Source organism: Yersinia aldovae 670-83 (genome assembly GCF_000834395.1).
GTDB classification, from domain to species: domain Bacteria; phylum Pseudomonadota; class Gammaproteobacteria; order Enterobacterales; family Enterobacteriaceae; genus Yersinia; species Yersinia aldovae.
This window is the reverse complement of the sequence record NZ_CP009781.1, coordinates 3,789,415-3,805,326: the sequence shown is the minus strand read 5'-3', so window position 1 is coordinate 3,805,326 and position 15,912 is coordinate 3,789,415. Positions and strand designations below refer to the sequence as shown.

The window sequence follows — 15,912 nt, the reverse complement described above, 5'->3', positions numbered from 1 at the left end:
GGTGTCAATTCTATATTATGCTTATTTAGCCATTCATCAGCACACGTTTTTTCTTCAATAGCAGTCAAGTGCTACAACAAAAATAAGGCGCAAGTGGTGCCTTATTTTTTTGCTAGCTCAGCACGCTGCCGGCGCAGCTCTTTAGGATCAGCAATTAGTGGACGATATATCTCAACCCGATCACCATCGTTGAGCTTATCGCCGAGCTTCACCGGGCGGCTATAGATACCGACTTTATTCTTTTTCAGATCAATATCGGGTCGCAACTCCAGCAAACCCGATACATTTATGGCGTCCTCAACAGTGCTACCCACCTCAAGAGAAACCGTGCGCACATATTGGCGTTCAGGCAAAGCATAAACCACCTCAATGCGAATATCAGACACTATAAACCTCTTTAGCTCTTTGAGTGAATGCTTGCACCATATTGCCGGCTAATTCTTTAAATACTTTACCAAACGCCAGTTCAACCAACTTGTTGGTAAATTCAAAATCCAGATGCAATTCGACTTTACAGGCATCTGCACTCAGGGGGGTAAAATGCCAACCGCCCATCAATTTGCGGAATGGCCCATCCACCAGTTGCATATTGATGCTCTGGTTATCGGTCAATGTATTACGAGTAGTAAATGTTTTGCTGATACCCGCTTTGGCGACATCTACGGCTGCCGTCATTTCATTTTCAGTAGCATCAAGCACTCGGCTACCAGTACAGCCGGGTAAAAATTCCGGATAAGAACGAACATCATTAACGAGTTGGTACATCTGTTCTACGCTAAATGGAACCAACGCAGAACGGCTAATTTGCGGCATAACATTTCCTGTGAGACATAAAACGCGCAGATAATACCATTTATCCAGCGCCAGACAAAAAATCTGCCAGATATTCCTCACAAAAAATGAGACAAAATGCACCAGCATCCTGCGGGAAAGGATTTCATTCATCTGCACATACAGTATAATGATCAATATTATGACAAAGAAAAAAGCATACAAACCCGGTTCCGCAACCATTGCGCAAAACAAACGTGCTCGCCATGAATACTTCATTGAAGCAGAATTCGAGGCTGGCCTTTCACTGCAAGGTTGGGAAGTAAAATCTCTGCGTGCTGGCAAAGCCAACATTAGTGATAGCTACGTAACCTTCAGAAATGGTGAAGCATTCCTATTTGGTGCCACCATTACGCCGTTAAACGTGGCATCGACGCATGTTGTCTGCGAGCCAATGCGTACCCGTAAACTGCTACTAAACAAACGCGAGTTAGACTCGCTGATTGGTAAAGTTAACCGCGACGGTTTTACCGTAGTGGCTCTTTCCGTATATTGGAAAAATGCGTGGGTCAAAGTTAAGATCGGTGTCGCAAAAGGTAAGAAAGATCATGATAAGCGCGACGATATTAAAGATCGTGAGTGGCAATTAGACAAAGCGCGCATCATGAAGCACGCAAATCGTTAAGTAACTGGCTTAACAGGACATAGTTCTGTTATACTGGCGAAGTTCTTTGGGGCTGATTCTGGATTCGACGGGATTCGCGAAACCCAAGGTGCATGCCGAGGTGCGGAGGCCTCGTAAAAAACCGCAAAAAAAATAATTGCAAACGACTCGCAATACGAATCTGCTGCTTTAGCAGCTTAATCAGCCTAAGAAACTGAAGATTCCCTCTCTCCCTAGCCTCCGCTCTTAGGACGGGGATCAAGAGAGGTCAAACCTAAAAGAGATCGCGTGGACACCTTGCCTGGGGTGAAAGCGTTAAACTCAATCAGGATAGTTTGTTAGTGGCGTGTCCGTCCGCAGCTAACCGGCGAATGTAATGACAGGACTAAGCATGTAGTGCCAACGGCGTAGTAATTTCGGACGGGGGTTCAAATCCCCCCAGCTCCACCAAATAATGATCCGGGTATTACCAGATAAGTCCGGAGAAGTACGGAAAGCCCGCATCCCACTTAGGTTTGCGGGCTTTTTTGTGTCTGTAGTAATCCGAGGGTATCCGGCTAAATCCAGTAAACATTGGTACACGTTTAGGTACACGTTATAATGAGTACCATTAAACGTGTACCAATTATGGAAAAAGGCTAGCTATGGCGCGAATAACACGCCCTTTATCCCACAATGAAATTTTGAAAGCTAAACCTCAAGATAAAGACTTCACTCTGCATGATGGCAATGGTCTATTCCTGCTTGTTAAAACGAGTGGCAAGAAATTATGGCGTTTACGCTATCAACGCCCTGCCAGTGACAAACGTACAAATGTTAGTCTTGGGGCATATCCCGCACTCTCATTAGCCGATGCGCGACAAATACGAGATGATAAACTAGCACTACTCGCTCGTGGTATTGATCCCCAAGAGAAAGAAGAGCAACAAGCTGAAGAACGCCAGATAGCCCAAGAGAGCATTTTTCAGAATGTTGCACAAAAATGGTTTAGCCTAAAAAAAACACATGTCAGCGAAGAACACGCAAAAGATATTTGGCGATCCATAGAGAAAGATATTTTGCCGTCTATCAGAAATATCCCGGTGCAGGATATCAAAGCGAGAACGTTGATACAGACATTAGAACCAATTAAGGCGCGTGGCGCATTAGAAACGGTTCGGAGGTTGGTGCAACGCATCAACGAGATAATGGTTTATGCGGTAAATGTAGGTTTAATTGATGCTAATCCTGCATCAGGTATCGGTAACGCTTTTGAACGCCCTAAAAAGCAGCATATGCCAACCATAAGGCCAGAAGAACTACCTAAACTCATGCGCACTATAGCCATGAGCAACCTCTCATTACCAACCCGTTGCTTACTTGAATGGCAATTGCTGACGCTGATTCGTCCTGCTGAAGCATCCGCTACCGCATGGTCAGAGATTGATATGGATAAAAGGGAGTGGTGTATCCCTGCCGAACGCATGAAAGCGAAGCGAGACCATATTGTGCCACTTTCAGACCAAGCTCTAGAAATACTCGAAATCATGCGACCTATTAGTGCGCACCGCGAACATGTATTCCCAAGCCGTAACGATCCAAGTAATCCAATGAATAGCCAAACTGCAAATGCAGCTTTGAAACGTATTGGTTATGGGGGGAAACTTGTTGCTCACGGCCTACGTTCTATTGCAAGCACGGCCATGAATGAAGCAGGATTTAATGCGGATGTGATTGAAGCTGCATTGGCACATAGTGACAAAAATGAAGTACGAAAAGCTTACAATAGATCTACATATATTGAGAAAAGGAAAGAGCTTATGGATTGGTGGGGAAATAAAATTCGAGAAACCAACAAAAACGCAACACCGCAAATTTTATAACAGTGTTGCGTTAGTATCGCTACTGCATTTCAACAAAAAATCTCGATGCCGAATGGTACTTAAAATCACCCCAAGGCATCATTCGTTTCTCAGGATATGAAATAAAAATCCATCGACGCGAACGCGTGACCGCAACAAAAACATTATTTCTTTCTTCTTCTATATCCGCAGCACTTTTTGCCCTGTAATCAGGGAATACGCCCTCACACATACCAATAAGGAAAACAATATCTTTCTCAAGACCTTTCATCGTATGAACAGTGCTGAGCATTATTCCTTTTTTCATACCATCTTCGTTAAGTTGACCTAATGCTAGCGCATTCCTAAACGATAAAATACTATCACCAAGTCCTTTCCTCTTAAATCTCACCCACATTGAATTTAGCTGCTCGATATCTTTTATTCCAATAGCAATATCCTCTTCCATAGTAAAATCTTGAGTTTTAGAACCTAGTTCTTTCAATTCCGACTTTAGCTCAGAGCAAAATTTTATGAAATTAGGTGAGTCAAGTTCGAGCATATCTATCGAATGTAGAACTGACAAAATCAACTTTTTGTCCTTAATTATGTTACTTTCAATTTCTTTGCATATATCATCAAGTATATATACATAGCTTGCATCGGAATTAATTTTCAAGCCAATTATTGAAAATAATTTTCGCCCATCCACCCAGTCCCTAGGGTTTATTTTAACTCTTAAGGCTAAGTCAATGATTTTTCCTATGAGCGAAACAGGTTGCTCATTTCTTTCACTGCTTTTCAAGAAATAAGGCAAATCTCTTTTCTTCATTTCATCTTCAATGTATTTGAAAACAAATCTATTTCTACCAATGACAACTATACTTGATAAGTCTATCCCTCCCTCTATATCTTGATGAGTTTTAAGCTCTAATATTTTTTCTATATTATTACAAACCCAGATCGCTTCAGCAGACTCATCAGGTAGTGCTGCAAAACTTTTATAACCAGCTATTGCAGCATTAATACCAACCTGACTATTAGGCTTTATCTTGTTGGCTAAAGCGATTACCTCTCTAGAGGAACGATAGTTCTCAGTCAGCTTATAAGTTTCAGGAAGAAAATCTCTTTTAAATGATTTTAAAAAGTAATCAGAGGATGAGCCATTAAAGCCATATATCATTTGATTGCTATCCCCAACCATCATGATATTTTTTATTCTTTCACCACAAAACACTTTAATAAATTCATATTGTGCTCTATTTAAATCCTGTGCTTCATCAACAAATAAAGCAATATATTTTTTTTGATATATTCTCGCCACTGAGTCTTGGTTTAAAAGTATTTTATGTGCATAAAGAAGAATGTCGTCAAAATCTACTCCACCACTTTCTAACAAGGCAGACTGATAGTCTTGATAAATATTCCACATCCGAGGGTTTGTAGAATATTTAGTTAGAACTTCATCTTCATTGAGGAGTTCTCTTTTTATATGAGAAAAAATAGTTAAATATTGCCCCATTATTTTCTCACGGCTTCGTTTTTCTCTTTCATCGTCAACATTAAGATAGTTATCAATATTTACTCCCTGTTCTCTTAGGGAGTGAAGAAATACTTCCATTCTATCTTGGTCGCGCTCAAAGATATGCAACTCTTTAGGCAACCCAATTGTGTATCCATAGCTATCAAGGACTCTTTGCGCGACTGAATGTATAGTAGAAATCCAGCATCTTTCGCGAATACCCGTTCCATTATCTAATCTTTCTAGCATTTCATCGGCAGCTTTATTAGTAAATGTTAAAGCTACGACGCTGCCTCTAGTTGAATTGTCTATAATATATCGGACTCTTTCTGTTAAAACCCTAGTTTTACCAGAACCAGCAGAGGCAAGAACTTGCATAGCCTCTCCTATAGGAGCCTTAACAATTTTTTCTTGCGCAAGAGATAAATTATCAATCATAACTCAAGCCATCCTCTAACTTTTTGAAATGCAGCGATAACAGATTGTGGCAGTATTTCTTCGATTTGTTTCTCATTAGGGTTTTCTGTTAAAATTAGCCCTAAATAGCCCGCATAGCTTGCTTTTGAATCACGCATTTTTTTAATTATAGCATCATCATCCAAAGCATTTATTTCTGCTAACTTTGCATTTCTATACTGCACGTTGGCATTGCCTTTAGTTTCACTGAGGACTAGTGATTCGATTATCTCTTCTTTTATATTTAATTCAGTAAATAATTCTGACTCTATATCGTTCCCATCCTCAATGAAATTCAAAGAAAAACAATCCTCATTAAAAATCAATCCATCATCCCGCGTCAATCGAGCCATTTGACTTGTAATTTCATTTCTTGTATTGCCATCGTTATCACTGATAATGCTAACAGGTATACCGAGATTATTCGCAAGTTTCACAAAGGGAGGATAATTTTTCCCGCTTACACTAATGCAATTTACTCCCACAGTAAATAATGATTTTTTAAAATATAACTCAAACATTGCAGGTATCAGTTGCTCCTCTGTAACTCCTTCACAAAGTATTAATGCACGTGAGAAAAGCAGTTCTCCACGTGTAAGCATTATCTCTCTTTTAATGGCATTTTTTTCATCGTGTCCTATCTTTTTTCTTAAGCAGTTAACCGTAACCCCATCCGAACGTTTAATGAAAGATCTAATATCCTCAATATCCGCCATAGCACTTAAATATGGCGAGTGAGTACTTAGAATAATCTGTCCCTGAGAGGATGTTAGTTGCTTAAATAATGTTCGTTGTGCATTGGGGTGGAGATGAGCCTCTGGTTCTTCAGCTCCAATTATAGGGTGTAACGCTTTGCCCTCACTTTCATGCCTTTCGTGCATAAATTCTAAGAAAGATTGAACGGTGAGCATTGAAGCCCAACTTCTAGTACCTGTCCCATGGTATTCCATTGAAAAAGATTGATTTTCTTCATCACCAAAATGAACAGTAAATTGCTTTGAAAGGTCTCTTATTTTTTTTGGAAAGGGCGTTATTTCAGTATGATTAGAACCGAGAAATGATTCATTTAAACCTTGTAGGCAAGCCTTTAAACTTTGTAAAGGTTCACTTTTGCTTACAGCAACCTCATTTATTGAACTTATCATATTCTCGAGTGAAGCTACATCGTCATCATCATATTTTATATAAGAAAGAACCCTTCCTATATATGATGATTTATCCTTTAATTCGCTATGTATATCTCTCTGCGCTTCGATGCATATATAAGGAATGGCATCTATTCTTGCCCTAAATCTCTTCCTTTCATTCGGAACAACGTTTTTCCATTCTTCATAACTAGGCCATTCAGTTAGAAAATATCTTTGCGTATTAAAACCACCTTTAATTTCATCAGGATTAACCTTTGTGCGTATTGCTACAAACTCACTCCCATCAGCATCTAAAGCAATGTTATCTCCAAACACATCAATCCATTTATCTTCAAACTCATCTATTTTTTCATAATTATCATTTACAGGGACCATCCTGAAGTCAATAACCACCTCACTAACTTTATTTCCTGTAACATCAATATGTAGGTCTTCTTCGCTAAAGTATCTTTGATAATCGCCTAAAGCTAAATGCAGAGATTTGAGGAATGAAGTCTTGCCTGAATTATTAGTACCTAATAAAATCACTATTCTTCCCAACTCAACTTCTATTTCTTTTATTCCTCTGAATCCGGAAATTCTAACGCAATTTATAAGAGTTGCCATTTTATTAGTCCCTTTGTTAATCTTCTATTTATATTCTAACAATTTTCCTATTGCAATTCAGTTGTGGGGGGTTCGCATAGCGATCTCAGATTATCACTAATGTATAGCAAAATACATCCCATTTGGCTGCCGCGCGCAATGGTCCCCCGCCTACGCGCTCTGACTTTATCATGCACTTTTCATGCATGACATAGAGAGTCTACAAGCCCTTGTGGCGTGGTGTTTCAGATGTTTTGATGCTGAGGCGTTGCATGCAAATTCATGCACTATATGCATGCAGTGCTCTTTTTGGCAGGCTAGCCAGAGAAAAAGCCCTTAAACGGCAAGGGCAAAGTGGCGAGAGTGGGGAAAAGTCACTGCCTTGAGAGGTTACAGGCAGGGTGGGATTATTAATGAATTCGTGCGTTAGAACCGTAGCGATTTAATACTTTTCGCTCTGGTAGAATAACAGCGGGTATTATTTCAGGCTCTTTAACCGGAGGGCGAGTGATTATTTTATCCACACTCTCAATCGATTTAAAGGTACAAGAACATTCTATATTCTGACACTGATAATATGCCTCTTTTGTCTGCTCTGATAAATAGCGACTGGCGCGAGTATGAGACGCATGTTTACACACTGGGCAACGCATCATATTAGCTTTCCTCTTCTTGTTGTAATTTTTTTCTTTTTATAATTATCTCTTTGGCTAATTTAGAGCAAGAAGCCGGGCTATTGTATAACTTCCAGTCCACTCCATCTAAATTAGGCCTATTCCAGCCGATTTTATCTAAAGTTGAGTCTGGGTATATTGAGATCTTATGACGCTCCGCAACATCTACTAATATCCGCCCTACTTGTCGTTCCATTATCTTATCCGGGGTTTCATAACCAAGCTGATTTTCGTTGCCCTCATCAGCTAGTGCTAGAGCACGTAATTTCAACTTAATAACCCTTATCAGAGAGGAGGGAAGTTCCAGTAAAGCCTGTCGCCATTCTTGTTCAGCATAAATTTTAAAGTTATTTTTATAGGTATTTTCAAGTTTTTTTGCTGAATAACAACATGCCAGCATCGCTGAATCTTTATCAAGCTCCAGCTCTTTGATTAGTGTTGAGAACTCCTTAGCTAATTCTTTTTGTGAGATTCGCTGACCATGCTGTTCTTTCAGCTCATCGGTCATTTCACCGCGCATATTACGAAACAAGCTCCGCCAGCTACTTTCCGCCTGCTTGCCTTTTATTTCTGCTTCTTGTTGTTGTTCATGGCAACGAGTAATTGCAGAGGTAACTTCATTCAGTATTAGCATGTTTTTCTGATGTGCTGCTTTCGCCACTTCAAAATGTTCCAAAGGGGTCATGTCAGGGATCGTGCTCATTGGTATAACTCCGTTTCAGTCAAGGTGGAGTCATTTTGCAAGCTCTCACACAACGCCTCAATCAATGCCCGTTGTGCCATTTCCCATACAACACACTCTCAAATCAAACTAAAAGGGCTATAAAAATAATAGTTTTATAAAAACTGTTCACTACTCTTCACTTTAGGAAAAAAGTATTAATAATCAATAAATAAAAGGTTGAACAGTTCACTTGAAACTATTCACCAAGTGTTCACTACTGTTCACTGGGTTAAAAAGAGCCTTTTCTCTGGCTAGCTTAAAAAGCAGGCAAAATCCTCACTGTTGTGCTCAACCACCACCACTCTTTTTAGAGCATTTTAATATCAATAAATGTCTTTTAATTCATTTTAGCTTTAACGACTCAGTACAAAAAAACACCCCTTCCACACATATACCCGAATACACCCACATAGACCCAGAGAGTCAAATACCGTCATTTTTACGCGCGTTTGTTGTGGTAAATCACACAACAACGGCTTGTTGCATCAGGTAAAAATATTCTCACAATAGGGGGCTACCCAACTGAATCCCAGCAAACCCGGCGGTATATGGCCGGACAACCAATAAGGTAGCTTTTCATGCTTGCAATGACACAACAGGCTTTATCCAATACGCCACCACCAATGGCAACACACTACCCGCGTGACCGCTTTATGCGTCTGCCGGAAGTGATTAACACCACCGCATTATCCCGCTCGACCATTTATGAACTGATTAGCCGTGACCACTTCCCCGCACAGATTTCCCTCGGCGGTAAGAACGTCGCGTGGCTGGCCTCTGAGATTGAGGGCTGGATGGCAGAGCGTATTGCTAACCGTCAGGGGGTATCAGCATGATCACTCTAAAAATCGGCGAGCAATTCTTCACTCTGAATGAGGGAGACGTGCAGTACATCGCTGAGGCGTTCCAGATTGCGCAGCAACAACCCGGCCTTGCTTTACCCAAGTACCGCAGCCAGCTAAACGGCGTGGTGCAAGTGATGTCAGGCAATGCGTCGAGTACACCAGCACAGGCCAATTTCTACTCTCGTGCCCCTGCTCAGCCCAAGCCTGATATTCAGACTGATTGTTAAACCAATGACGCTCATCCCGCATAAAGGGCTTTTCTCTGGCTTGCATTTTTTGCAGGCCTTGCGTTATAGTCGCCGTGCTGTCGCAAAATCGACAGCCGGGCGTAGGAACCCGTGTTTAATCTTGGCGACACAACACGCGCCTGGCGTGTTTTTTTATGTCGTGGCCTCGGCCTACCAGTTTTTTGCGCAGTGGTTTCTATACCGCTGTCGCTATCAAGCAATGGTGGCTCAGGCGGGGCAGCCTTCGGGCTGGCCGGTTTCCAAGGTTGCCGGTATTCCTACCCCCGTCTGGGCTACCACCCATGAGTGTAGGAACTCCGGTGGTAGCGTTAATCCGCTAACCTTGGAGGCTGCCACTATGGCTACATCCCTCACCCCGTTACACCCGCAATTTATCTATCTGTTTGCTGCTGTTCGCCGTACTGAATTAACAGCGCGTCCCTGCATGTTGCGTACCACCGCCAGCAGTGAGAAGAATGCCCGCCTGCGTTTAACCCGTGACTACATCCTGTCGTTTGCTGGCCGCCTGCCACTGGGGGAAGTCGCATGAATACCCTTGCCGCCCGTTATCTCAGCGATACGCAGTACACCATTCCTCACGCTGATTTCTTACGCCTCCAGCATGCGCACAATGTCGGCGTGACGTTCCTCGATATGCTGGAAGCACAAACCTGTCTGTTACACGGCATTACCCCTCCATCACCTGAATCGTTCGCCTCAATGGTGGCGTTACTGACTGACCAGCTCGGACAGGTGATGAACACCTGCGAATCACAAATCTTATCCCGCATGGAGGCACCTATCGTATGAATACCCTGAATCAATCCTGTCTGCCCGTTGAAGTCCGTACCGCTGTTTATCGCCGTGCGTTAGCCCATGCCTATCTGGATACCTGCGTATCTCACGGGGTGAGCCTTGGTTACTCGCTGGATGAATTACAAATGACCATTGCGATGGATATTGAGGGCTACTTTGTGCGCCAGCACGGGCCAGAAGCCGGTATGGATATGGCCTGCACCATGCTCAGTGACATGGTGCAGCCGGATATTTTGCTGGCTCCGCCGCGCCTGACAGTATTAGGGCAAAAAATGATGGATGAGCTGTGCCAAGCGCAGATAACCACAACCAGTCAAACCACCCTGCACTGAGGAGAAACAGAGAATGACAACATTAAGCGTTTCAAAAACCTCACATGCAGCCACAGGCCAGTGGCCGGTATTGCTCCCAGCGCTCGGTATTCATATCGCCGCCGGAGGCCGGGCGCAGCCCTGCCCGATGTGTGGCGGTAAAGACCGTTTCCGCTTTGATAACCTGCAAGGGCGTGGCACATGGTTTTGTAACCAGTGCGGCGGCGGCGATGGCCTGAATCTGGTTGAAAAGGCGCTGGCGGTCACTACCAAGGAAGCCGCCTGCAAAGTGGCCGAGGTGTTAGGGGAACCATCGAACCCGCCATTACCGGCACACAATGCCGGGCAGGAAGTGCAGGAGAAAGCGCACGCACGGCAGCGGGCCGCAGAACAAGCTAAACAACTGCTGACAGCAGCGAGACTACAGACCGGGAATGCCTATCTGACCGCCAAAGGCTGGCCAGAGCTGGAGACGCTGACACTACACGATAAACCGTTGCGTGTTGGGGGGATTGCCTATCAACCCGGCGACCTGTTATTCCCCCTGACCGACAGCACCGGTGAGGTGGTAAACATCCAGTTGATTAACGCCAACGGTGATAAGCGCACGCTGGCCGGGGGGCAGGTGAAAACCGCCTGTCATTTTTTGGCCGGACAGGATAACGCCGTTATCTGGCTGACTGAGGGCTATGCGACCGGGCTAACGGTGCATCACCTGACCGGGGAAAGTGTTTGTGTTGCGCTCAGTGCGAACAATCTGACCGCGCTGGCGCAACAGTTACGTACCCACTACCCGGATGCACTGCTATTGCTGGCCGCCGATAATGACGAGAACGGCACCGGCCAGACCCGCGCAACAGAGGCCGCCCAATTGAGCGGCGGTAAGCTGGCGTTGCCGCCGGTTGTCGGTGACTGGAACGACGTTTATCAGCAGCAAGGTAAACTGGCTACCCTGACCCAGTTACAGGCATTCAATCAGCCGCAACAGCCCAGCCCGTTTGATACGCTCAGTGATGCCGACCTGAAAGCCATGAGCGCCAGTGAAAAGGCCGAACTATTAGCAGAGCACTATCAGCACTTATTGGCCGTGCCACAGGTGGGTGAAGACCTGTGCCGCTATGAAAAAGGGGCGTGGCAGGTACTGCCATATCGGGTACTTAGCCGGGAGATTGCCGCTCTGTTCCATAAAATCCGCGCCCCGTTCTCAGCGTCAGGGATTAATAGCGTACTCGATACACTCAAGCTGATGGTGCCACAAATGGGAACACCCGCCCGGCACTTGATAGGTTTTCGTAACGGGGTATTTGATACCACTACCGGCCAGTTCAGCGCACACCAGAAAACGCACTGGTTACGTACAGTGAACAGTGTGGATTACACCCCGCCCAAAGCCGGGGAAAATCTGTCCGACCATGCCCCGCACTTTTGGCGCTGGTTAACGCGGGCCGCCGGGCAACAGCATGAGAAACAGGAGCGTATTCTCGCGGCGCTTTATATGGTGTTGGCGAACCGCTATGACTGGCAACTGTTCCTTGAAGTGACCGGGCCGGGCGGCAGTGGTAAAAGCGTGATGGCCTCCATCGCCAGCTTGCTGGCCGGTAAAGACAATACCACCTCGGCTACCATCGATACGCTGGAATCGTCGCGGGAACGTGCCTCTGTAGTGGGGTTCTCTCTGATTATCCTGCCAGACCAAGAGCGCTGGAGTGGTGACGGTGCCGGTATTAAAGCCATCACTGGCGGTGATGCCGTTGCCATAGACCCGAAATACCGTGATGCCTATTCCACTCATATCCCGGCGGTGATTCTGGCCGTCAATAACAACCCGATGCAGTTCAGTGACCGCAGCGGCGGCGTCTCCCGTCGCCGGGTTATTCTGCCGTTCCCGGAAGTCATCCCGGCTAACGAGCGTGATCCGCAGTTGTTGGCGAAAATTACCGGGGAGCTGGCGGTGATCGTGCGCCACCTGATGCAGCGTTTTACCGCCCCCAATGATGCCCGTGCGTTGCTTGAAGCACAGCAGAACTCGGATGAAGCGCTGGAGATCAAACGCGGTGCTGACCCGCTGGTCGATTTTTGTGGTTATCTGCTGGCCGTTAATACGCCCAATGGCCTGTATATGGGGAATGCCAATATTATCCCGGCTAATCCGCGTAAATACCTGTATCACGCTTACCTGTCGTTTATGGAGGCGCGCGGCCATCAACGGCCAATGAGCCTGACCGCATTCGGGCGCGCTGTGCCACAGACTCTCAGTGAATATGAAATAGCCTTGTTGAAGCGAAAGACGAACCAAGGGATGCAAACCAATCTGATATTAAGTGAAGATTGCGAGGCCGACTGGTTGCCTAAATGTGAAGCATATTGAATAAACAACATCACGATCGTTTCTACCGATCAATATGGCGTTATTGATCTGCCTAACCCATTGGACGCTATCAGTTACGACACTTATAGTTGCGTTGTACAAACCTCATACATCCAACACCGGGGAGCAATGTATCAGTGTGTACTCGGGCCTGCTTGCAGGCCTTTCTTTTATCCCCAATTCGTCCCACATATCTTGGCACCTCAAAAATAATCACACCGGCCTAGGCCGGTGTTTTTGTATTCAATGGCCGACTGTTCACAGCAAGTGACCAGTTTGGATAAACTCGTCACTAACTCATCACCATCTAATACATTGTATTTAAATGATTAAATTAAAAAGTGAACAGTGTGAACAGTTTTTCTATAAATCTTTTTTTTCCGTAAGGTACCTTACAAATACATAAACTAGCAGCAGAGAAATCCATTAATAAACACAGCCTACTTCACTGTCAGTTTCAATAATTGGTACACGTTTAGGTACACACAGAAAGTTTGAACTCAATTTTTATCAATAAATACAATGCATTGATTAATCTATTCAGCGTCCCCCAGCGCTAAAAATAACAGTTTGTACGATCTGTCAAATAGTGCAAACTGCACGCGCAATAACAACCCAGAAGGTTCAAAACAGTGAAATTAATTTCTCAAACGTTGATAGCGACGGTACTGGCATCAGTGTGCTCTATGAGTATCGCAGCAGCCCCTGATGTGGCAACTACCGTTAGTAAGGCAATAAAACCGCTGATGCAGCAGCAAGGTATACCCGGTATGGCGGTGGCAGTGGTCGTTAAAGGTCAGCCTTACTACTTCACCTGGGGTATGGCCGATGAAGAACAGCGTCGCCCGGTGACAGAAGACACACTCTTTGAACTGGGTTCAGTGAGTAAAACCTTCACCGGTGTACTGGGTGGCGTAGCCGTAGCAAAAGGCGAGATTGCGCTTAACGATCCGGCCAGCAAATACTGGCAAGCACTTAACATACCACAGTGGAGTCACATCACTCTGCTGCAATTAGCGACTTACAGTGCAGGTGGCTTGCCGTTACAGGTTCCGGATGCAGTTACAGACGAGAATGAGTTGGTAAACTTCTATAAACAGTGGCAACCACAATGGTCACCTGGGAAGACGCGTCAGTATGCAAACAGCAGTATCGGTCTTTTTGGGGTTTTAGCAGTAAAACCAAGCGGGCTTTCCTTTGAACAAGCCATGCAACAACGTGTATTTACTCCGCTTAAGCTCAATCACACCTTTATTACCGTGCCGGATGAGGTCAAAAATACTTACGCCTGGGGTTACCATGAGGGCAAACCCGTGCGTGTATCACCGGGAATGCTGGATGCAGAATCCTATGGAGTGAAGTCTTCCATAAAAGATATGTCGCGCTGGATGCAGGCGAATATGAACCCGCAACAGGTCGCAGATAAGACGTTACAGCAAGCTTTGGATCTGGCGCAAACGCGCTTTTATCGCACCGATGCATTATATCAGGGGCTAGGCTGGGAGATGCTTAACTGGCCAGATCAGGCCGTAATGATAGTTAATGGCGCCGATAACAAGGTCGCTCTTGGACCGCAGCAGGTGCAGGATGCAAAATCACATCCTCGTGTGGATGCATCATGGGTTCACAAGACGGGAGCAACGGGGGGATTTGGCGCTTATATCGCCTTTATCCCTGAAAAGCAGGTAGGAATCGTTATGCTAGCGAATAAAAACTATCCGAATACCGAGCGGGTAAAAACCGCGATGCAAATTTTAAAGGCATTACAGTAATAGAGAGGGGCGGATTTTTTTCGCCCCGAACTGCGTTCTTATTAGAACAGGGTTGCGCTACGCACAGTATTACCCAAAAATGCAGACTCAGCCCATGTTCAAACAGCTATTGTTTGGTTGCGAGCAGTGAAAGACCACAGTAGAAGGCAGCCTTAGCGTGATTACTGAATTATTTAGCGAACCTCTCAGCCTCTTCTCGAGTAGTAATAAAACTTTCGCCAAAGCCAATCGCAATCAAAACACCCACAATGTAGCCTATCAACTTACTGTTTAAAATTCTCTTATACATGAAAGGAAAAGTCGTTCTATGCCCTTTTAGCCTTTGATAGAAGGCCCACATATATAGGTATTTCCTCCGTGTCCAACACGGTCTATATACACCTAAAACTGCTCGTGTTTATACCAAATGCCTTTCACTTATATAAAACTTAGCAATCCGAATATGATCCCAAGCGGTAGTCGCGTTGTGCAATGGCTTGTTTTAAGCTCGGTGAAGTGAGAATTTCCAGTTCAGTCAATCGGGGATAACAGTAACTACTGGTTAATAAAATATTATCGATAAGTGCCGGGTGACACATTATCTCTAACGAATTAACTCCACGTTGTTCGGCTAATTCCAACCGCTGTAAAAATAGTTGTTCTGATAATTCCTTGCCATAGAAACCCGCATCGAACCACTCGCTGCTGCGAGGATTATTGAGCGTAACACCACGTTGTTGTACTTCGTCACGATCAATACGCAGTGGCAGGGATTTTTCGCGGGCAAAGGCCTCAACCAACGGGTAAATTTGCGGTAACATATGCACATGATGATGACTGTCAATATGCGTTGGTCGGCGGCCAAAAACCTCAACAAACTTGTCAAACTGAGCTGTCAATTCTTGCGCTATCTCATCCAGATTCAACTCTCGGGCTTCAGCTCGCTGCCACAACCATTTGCCCAACTTACCTTTATCATCAACTAAAGATGGCATCGCAGTTAATGGCTGACCATAGGTTAGTACAAAGTGCAGCCCTATCGGTAAGTTGGGATTTTGTGCGCTGAGTTCCGCTGCATGATAAATCCCCGCACAGTTCATCATCGCCGTAGTCGATGAGACAATACCATGCCGGAACGCATCAATAATGCCGTAGTTTTGCCCTTTGCTCAGACCGAAATCATCAGCATTAACAATAAGTAACTTTTCCATTGATGACACCTTATAAATA

16 protein-coding genes and 1 other RNA gene are annotated in these 15,912 nt (G+C 44.7%); 10 read left to right on the top strand and 7 right to left on the bottom strand.

What is annotated here, in order from left to right:
• Positions 1 to 101: 101 nt before the first annotated feature.
• Both AT01_RS17095 and AT01_RS17090 read right to left on the bottom strand, forming a co-directional pair.
• Positions 102 to 386 (bottom strand): RnfH family protein, encoded by a 285-nt coding sequence (locus tag AT01_RS17095; protein WP_042547998.1) that lies wholly within the window; start codon positions 384 to 386, stop codon positions 102 to 104.
• On the bottom strand, positions 379 to 813 hold the full coding sequence (locus AT01_RS17090; RefSeq protein WP_042547997.1) for a type II toxin-antitoxin system RatA family toxin: 435 nt from the start codon (positions 811 to 813) through the stop codon (positions 379 to 381). The genes AT01_RS17095 and AT01_RS17090 overlap by 8 nt, the downstream gene beginning before the upstream one ends.
• A gap of 160 nt (positions 814 to 973) precedes the next feature.
• Between AT01_RS17090 and smpB the strand changes: the two genes are divergently transcribed.
• The 3 genes from smpB to AT01_RS17080 all read left to right on the top strand — a co-directional run bounded on the left by smpB (position 974) and on the right by AT01_RS17080 (position 3,297).
• Positions 974 to 1,456, top strand: a complete 483-nt coding sequence (gene smpB / locus AT01_RS17085; RefSeq protein ID WP_042548690.1) for an SsrA-binding protein SmpB — start codon at positions 974 to 976, stop codon at positions 1,454 to 1,456.
• A 48-nt stretch (positions 1,457 to 1,504) separates the two neighbouring features.
• Positions 1,505 to 1,885, top strand: a transfer-messenger RNA (tmRNA) gene (gene ssrA / locus AT01_RS21070).
• A 194-nt stretch (positions 1,886 to 2,079) separates the two neighbouring features.
• Positions 2,080 to 3,297 carry an integrase domain-containing protein gene (locus AT01_RS17080; RefSeq protein ID WP_042547996.1) on the top strand — a complete coding sequence of 406 codons (1,218 nt, stop codon included), beginning with the start codon at positions 2,080 to 2,082 and terminating at the stop codon, positions 3,295 to 3,297.
• Between the two features lie 19 nt (positions 3,298 to 3,316).
• Here AT01_RS17080 and AT01_RS17075 read toward each other — a convergent pair whose 3' ends face one another.
• The 4 genes from AT01_RS17075 to AT01_RS17065 form a co-directional block, all read right to left on the bottom strand.
• Entirely contained in the window at positions 3,317 to 5,215 is a 1,899-nt protein-coding gene (locus AT01_RS17075; RefSeq protein WP_042547995.1) for an ATP-dependent helicase, read from the bottom strand.
• Positions 5,212 to 6,987 (bottom strand): ATP-dependent nuclease, encoded by a 1,776-nt coding sequence (locus AT01_RS17070; protein ID WP_042547994.1) that lies wholly within the window; start codon positions 6,985 to 6,987, stop codon positions 5,212 to 5,214. The genes AT01_RS17075 and AT01_RS17070 overlap by 4 nt, the downstream gene beginning before the upstream one ends.
• 389 nt (positions 6,988 to 7,376) lie before the next feature.
• Positions 7,377 to 7,622 (bottom strand): ogr/Delta-like zinc finger family protein, encoded by a 246-nt coding sequence (locus tag AT01_RS21065; protein ID WP_071841518.1) that lies wholly within the window; start codon positions 7,620 to 7,622, stop codon positions 7,377 to 7,379.
• Position 7,623: 1 nt separating this feature from the next.
• Positions 7,624 to 8,343 carry a hypothetical protein gene (locus AT01_RS17065; protein WP_042547993.1) on the bottom strand — a complete coding sequence of 240 codons (720 nt, stop codon included), beginning with the start codon at positions 8,341 to 8,343 and terminating at the stop codon, positions 7,624 to 7,626.
• A 599-nt stretch (positions 8,344 to 8,942) separates the two neighbouring features.
• Between AT01_RS17065 and AT01_RS17060 the strand changes: the two genes are divergently transcribed.
• The 7 genes from AT01_RS17060 to ampC all read left to right on the top strand — a co-directional run bounded on the left by AT01_RS17060 (position 8,943) and on the right by ampC (position 14,703).
• Positions 8,943 to 9,200, top strand: a complete 258-nt coding sequence (locus tag AT01_RS17060) for a helix-turn-helix transcriptional regulator (RefSeq protein WP_025381895.1) — start codon at positions 8,943 to 8,945, stop codon at positions 9,198 to 9,200.
• On the top strand, positions 9,197 to 9,436 hold the full coding sequence (locus AT01_RS17055) for a hypothetical protein (RefSeq protein ID WP_235427176.1): 240 nt from the start codon (positions 9,197 to 9,199) through the stop codon (positions 9,434 to 9,436). The genes AT01_RS17060 and AT01_RS17055 overlap by 4 nt, the downstream gene beginning before the upstream one ends.
• Before the next feature lie 4 nt (positions 9,437 to 9,440).
• A complete protein-coding gene (locus AT01_RS17050) occupies positions 9,441 to 9,986 on the top strand; it encodes a host cell division inhibitor Icd-like protein (RefSeq protein WP_042547992.1) in 546 nt (181 codons plus the stop codon).
• Entirely contained in the window at positions 9,983 to 10,246 is a 264-nt protein-coding gene (locus AT01_RS17045) for a hypothetical protein (protein ID WP_025381892.1), read from the top strand. The genes AT01_RS17050 and AT01_RS17045 overlap by 4 nt, the downstream gene beginning before the upstream one ends.
• Positions 10,243 to 10,584 (top strand): DUF5375 family protein, encoded by a 342-nt coding sequence (locus AT01_RS17040; protein ID WP_042547991.1) that lies wholly within the window; start codon positions 10,243 to 10,245, stop codon positions 10,582 to 10,584. Before AT01_RS17045 ends, AT01_RS17040 begins: the two co-directional genes overlap by 4 nt.
• Before the next feature lie 13 nt (positions 10,585 to 10,597).
• The gene (locus tag AT01_RS17035) at positions 10,598 to 12,931 is read left to right on the top strand and encodes a primase-helicase zinc-binding domain-containing protein (protein WP_042547990.1); all 2,334 of its coding nucleotides are present in this window, start codon (positions 10,598 to 10,600) and stop codon (positions 12,929 to 12,931) included.
• Positions 12,932 to 13,617: 686 nt separating this feature from the next.
• Positions 13,618 to 14,703 (top strand): class C beta-lactamase, encoded by a 1,086-nt coding sequence (gene ampC / locus AT01_RS17030; protein ID WP_144405006.1) that lies wholly within the window; start codon positions 13,618 to 13,620, stop codon positions 14,701 to 14,703.
• Positions 14,704 to 15,131: 428 nt separating this feature from the next.
• Here ampC and chbG read toward each other — a convergent pair whose 3' ends face one another.
• Positions 15,132 to 15,893: a chitin disaccharide deacetylase gene (gene chbG, locus AT01_RS17025; protein ID WP_042547989.1), complete on the bottom strand. Its 762-nt coding sequence runs from the start codon at positions 15,891 to 15,893 to the stop codon at positions 15,132 to 15,134.
• Positions 15,894 to 15,912: the final 19 nt, after the last annotated feature.

Excerpts from the sequence above, each read along its gene's own strand:
- AT01_RS17090 (WP_042547997.1), bottom strand. The coding sequence starts at position 813 with ATGCCGCAAATTAGCCGTTCTGCGTTGGTTCCATTTAGCGTAGAACAG.
- smpB (WP_042548690.1), top strand. The coding sequence starts at position 974 with ATGACAAAGAAAAAAGCATACAAACCCGGTTCCGCAACCATTGCGCAA.
- AT01_RS17080 (WP_042547996.1), top strand. The coding sequence starts at position 2,080 with ATGGCGCGAATAACACGCCCTTTATCCCACAATGAAATTTTGAAAGCT.
- AT01_RS17075 (WP_042547995.1), bottom strand. The coding sequence starts at position 5,215 with ATGATTGATAATTTATCTCTTGCGCAAGAAAAAATTGTTAAGGCTCCT.
- AT01_RS17070 (WP_042547994.1), bottom strand. The coding sequence starts at position 6,987 with ATGGCAACTCTTATAAATTGCGTTAGAATTTCCGGATTCAGAGGAATA.
- AT01_RS21065 (WP_071841518.1), bottom strand. The coding sequence starts at position 7,622 with ATGATGCGTTGCCCAGTGTGTAAACATGCGTCTCATACTCGCGCCAGT.
- AT01_RS17065 (WP_042547993.1), bottom strand. The coding sequence starts at position 8,343 with ATGAGCACGATCCCTGACATGACCCCTTTGGAACATTTTGAAGTGGCG.
- AT01_RS17060 (WP_025381895.1), top strand. The coding sequence starts at position 8,943 with ATGCTTGCAATGACACAACAGGCTTTATCCAATACGCCACCACCAATG.
- AT01_RS17055 (WP_235427176.1), top strand. The coding sequence starts at position 9,197 with ATGATCACTCTAAAAATCGGCGAGCAATTCTTCACTCTGAATGAGGGA.
- AT01_RS17050 (WP_042547992.1), top strand. The coding sequence starts at position 9,441 with ATGACGCTCATCCCGCATAAAGGGCTTTTCTCTGGCTTGCATTTTTTG.
- AT01_RS17045 (WP_025381892.1), top strand. The coding sequence starts at position 9,983 with ATGAATACCCTTGCCGCCCGTTATCTCAGCGATACGCAGTACACCATT.
- AT01_RS17040 (WP_042547991.1), top strand. The coding sequence starts at position 10,243 with ATGAATACCCTGAATCAATCCTGTCTGCCCGTTGAAGTCCGTACCGCT.
- AT01_RS17035 (WP_042547990.1), top strand. The coding sequence starts at position 10,598 with ATGACAACATTAAGCGTTTCAAAAACCTCACATGCAGCCACAGGCCAG.
- ampC (WP_144405006.1), top strand. The coding sequence starts at position 13,618 with ATGAGTATCGCAGCAGCCCCTGATGTGGCAACTACCGTTAGTAAGGCA.
- chbG (WP_042547989.1), bottom strand. The coding sequence starts at position 15,893 with ATGGAAAAGTTACTTATTGTTAATGCTGATGATTTCGGTCTGAGCAAA.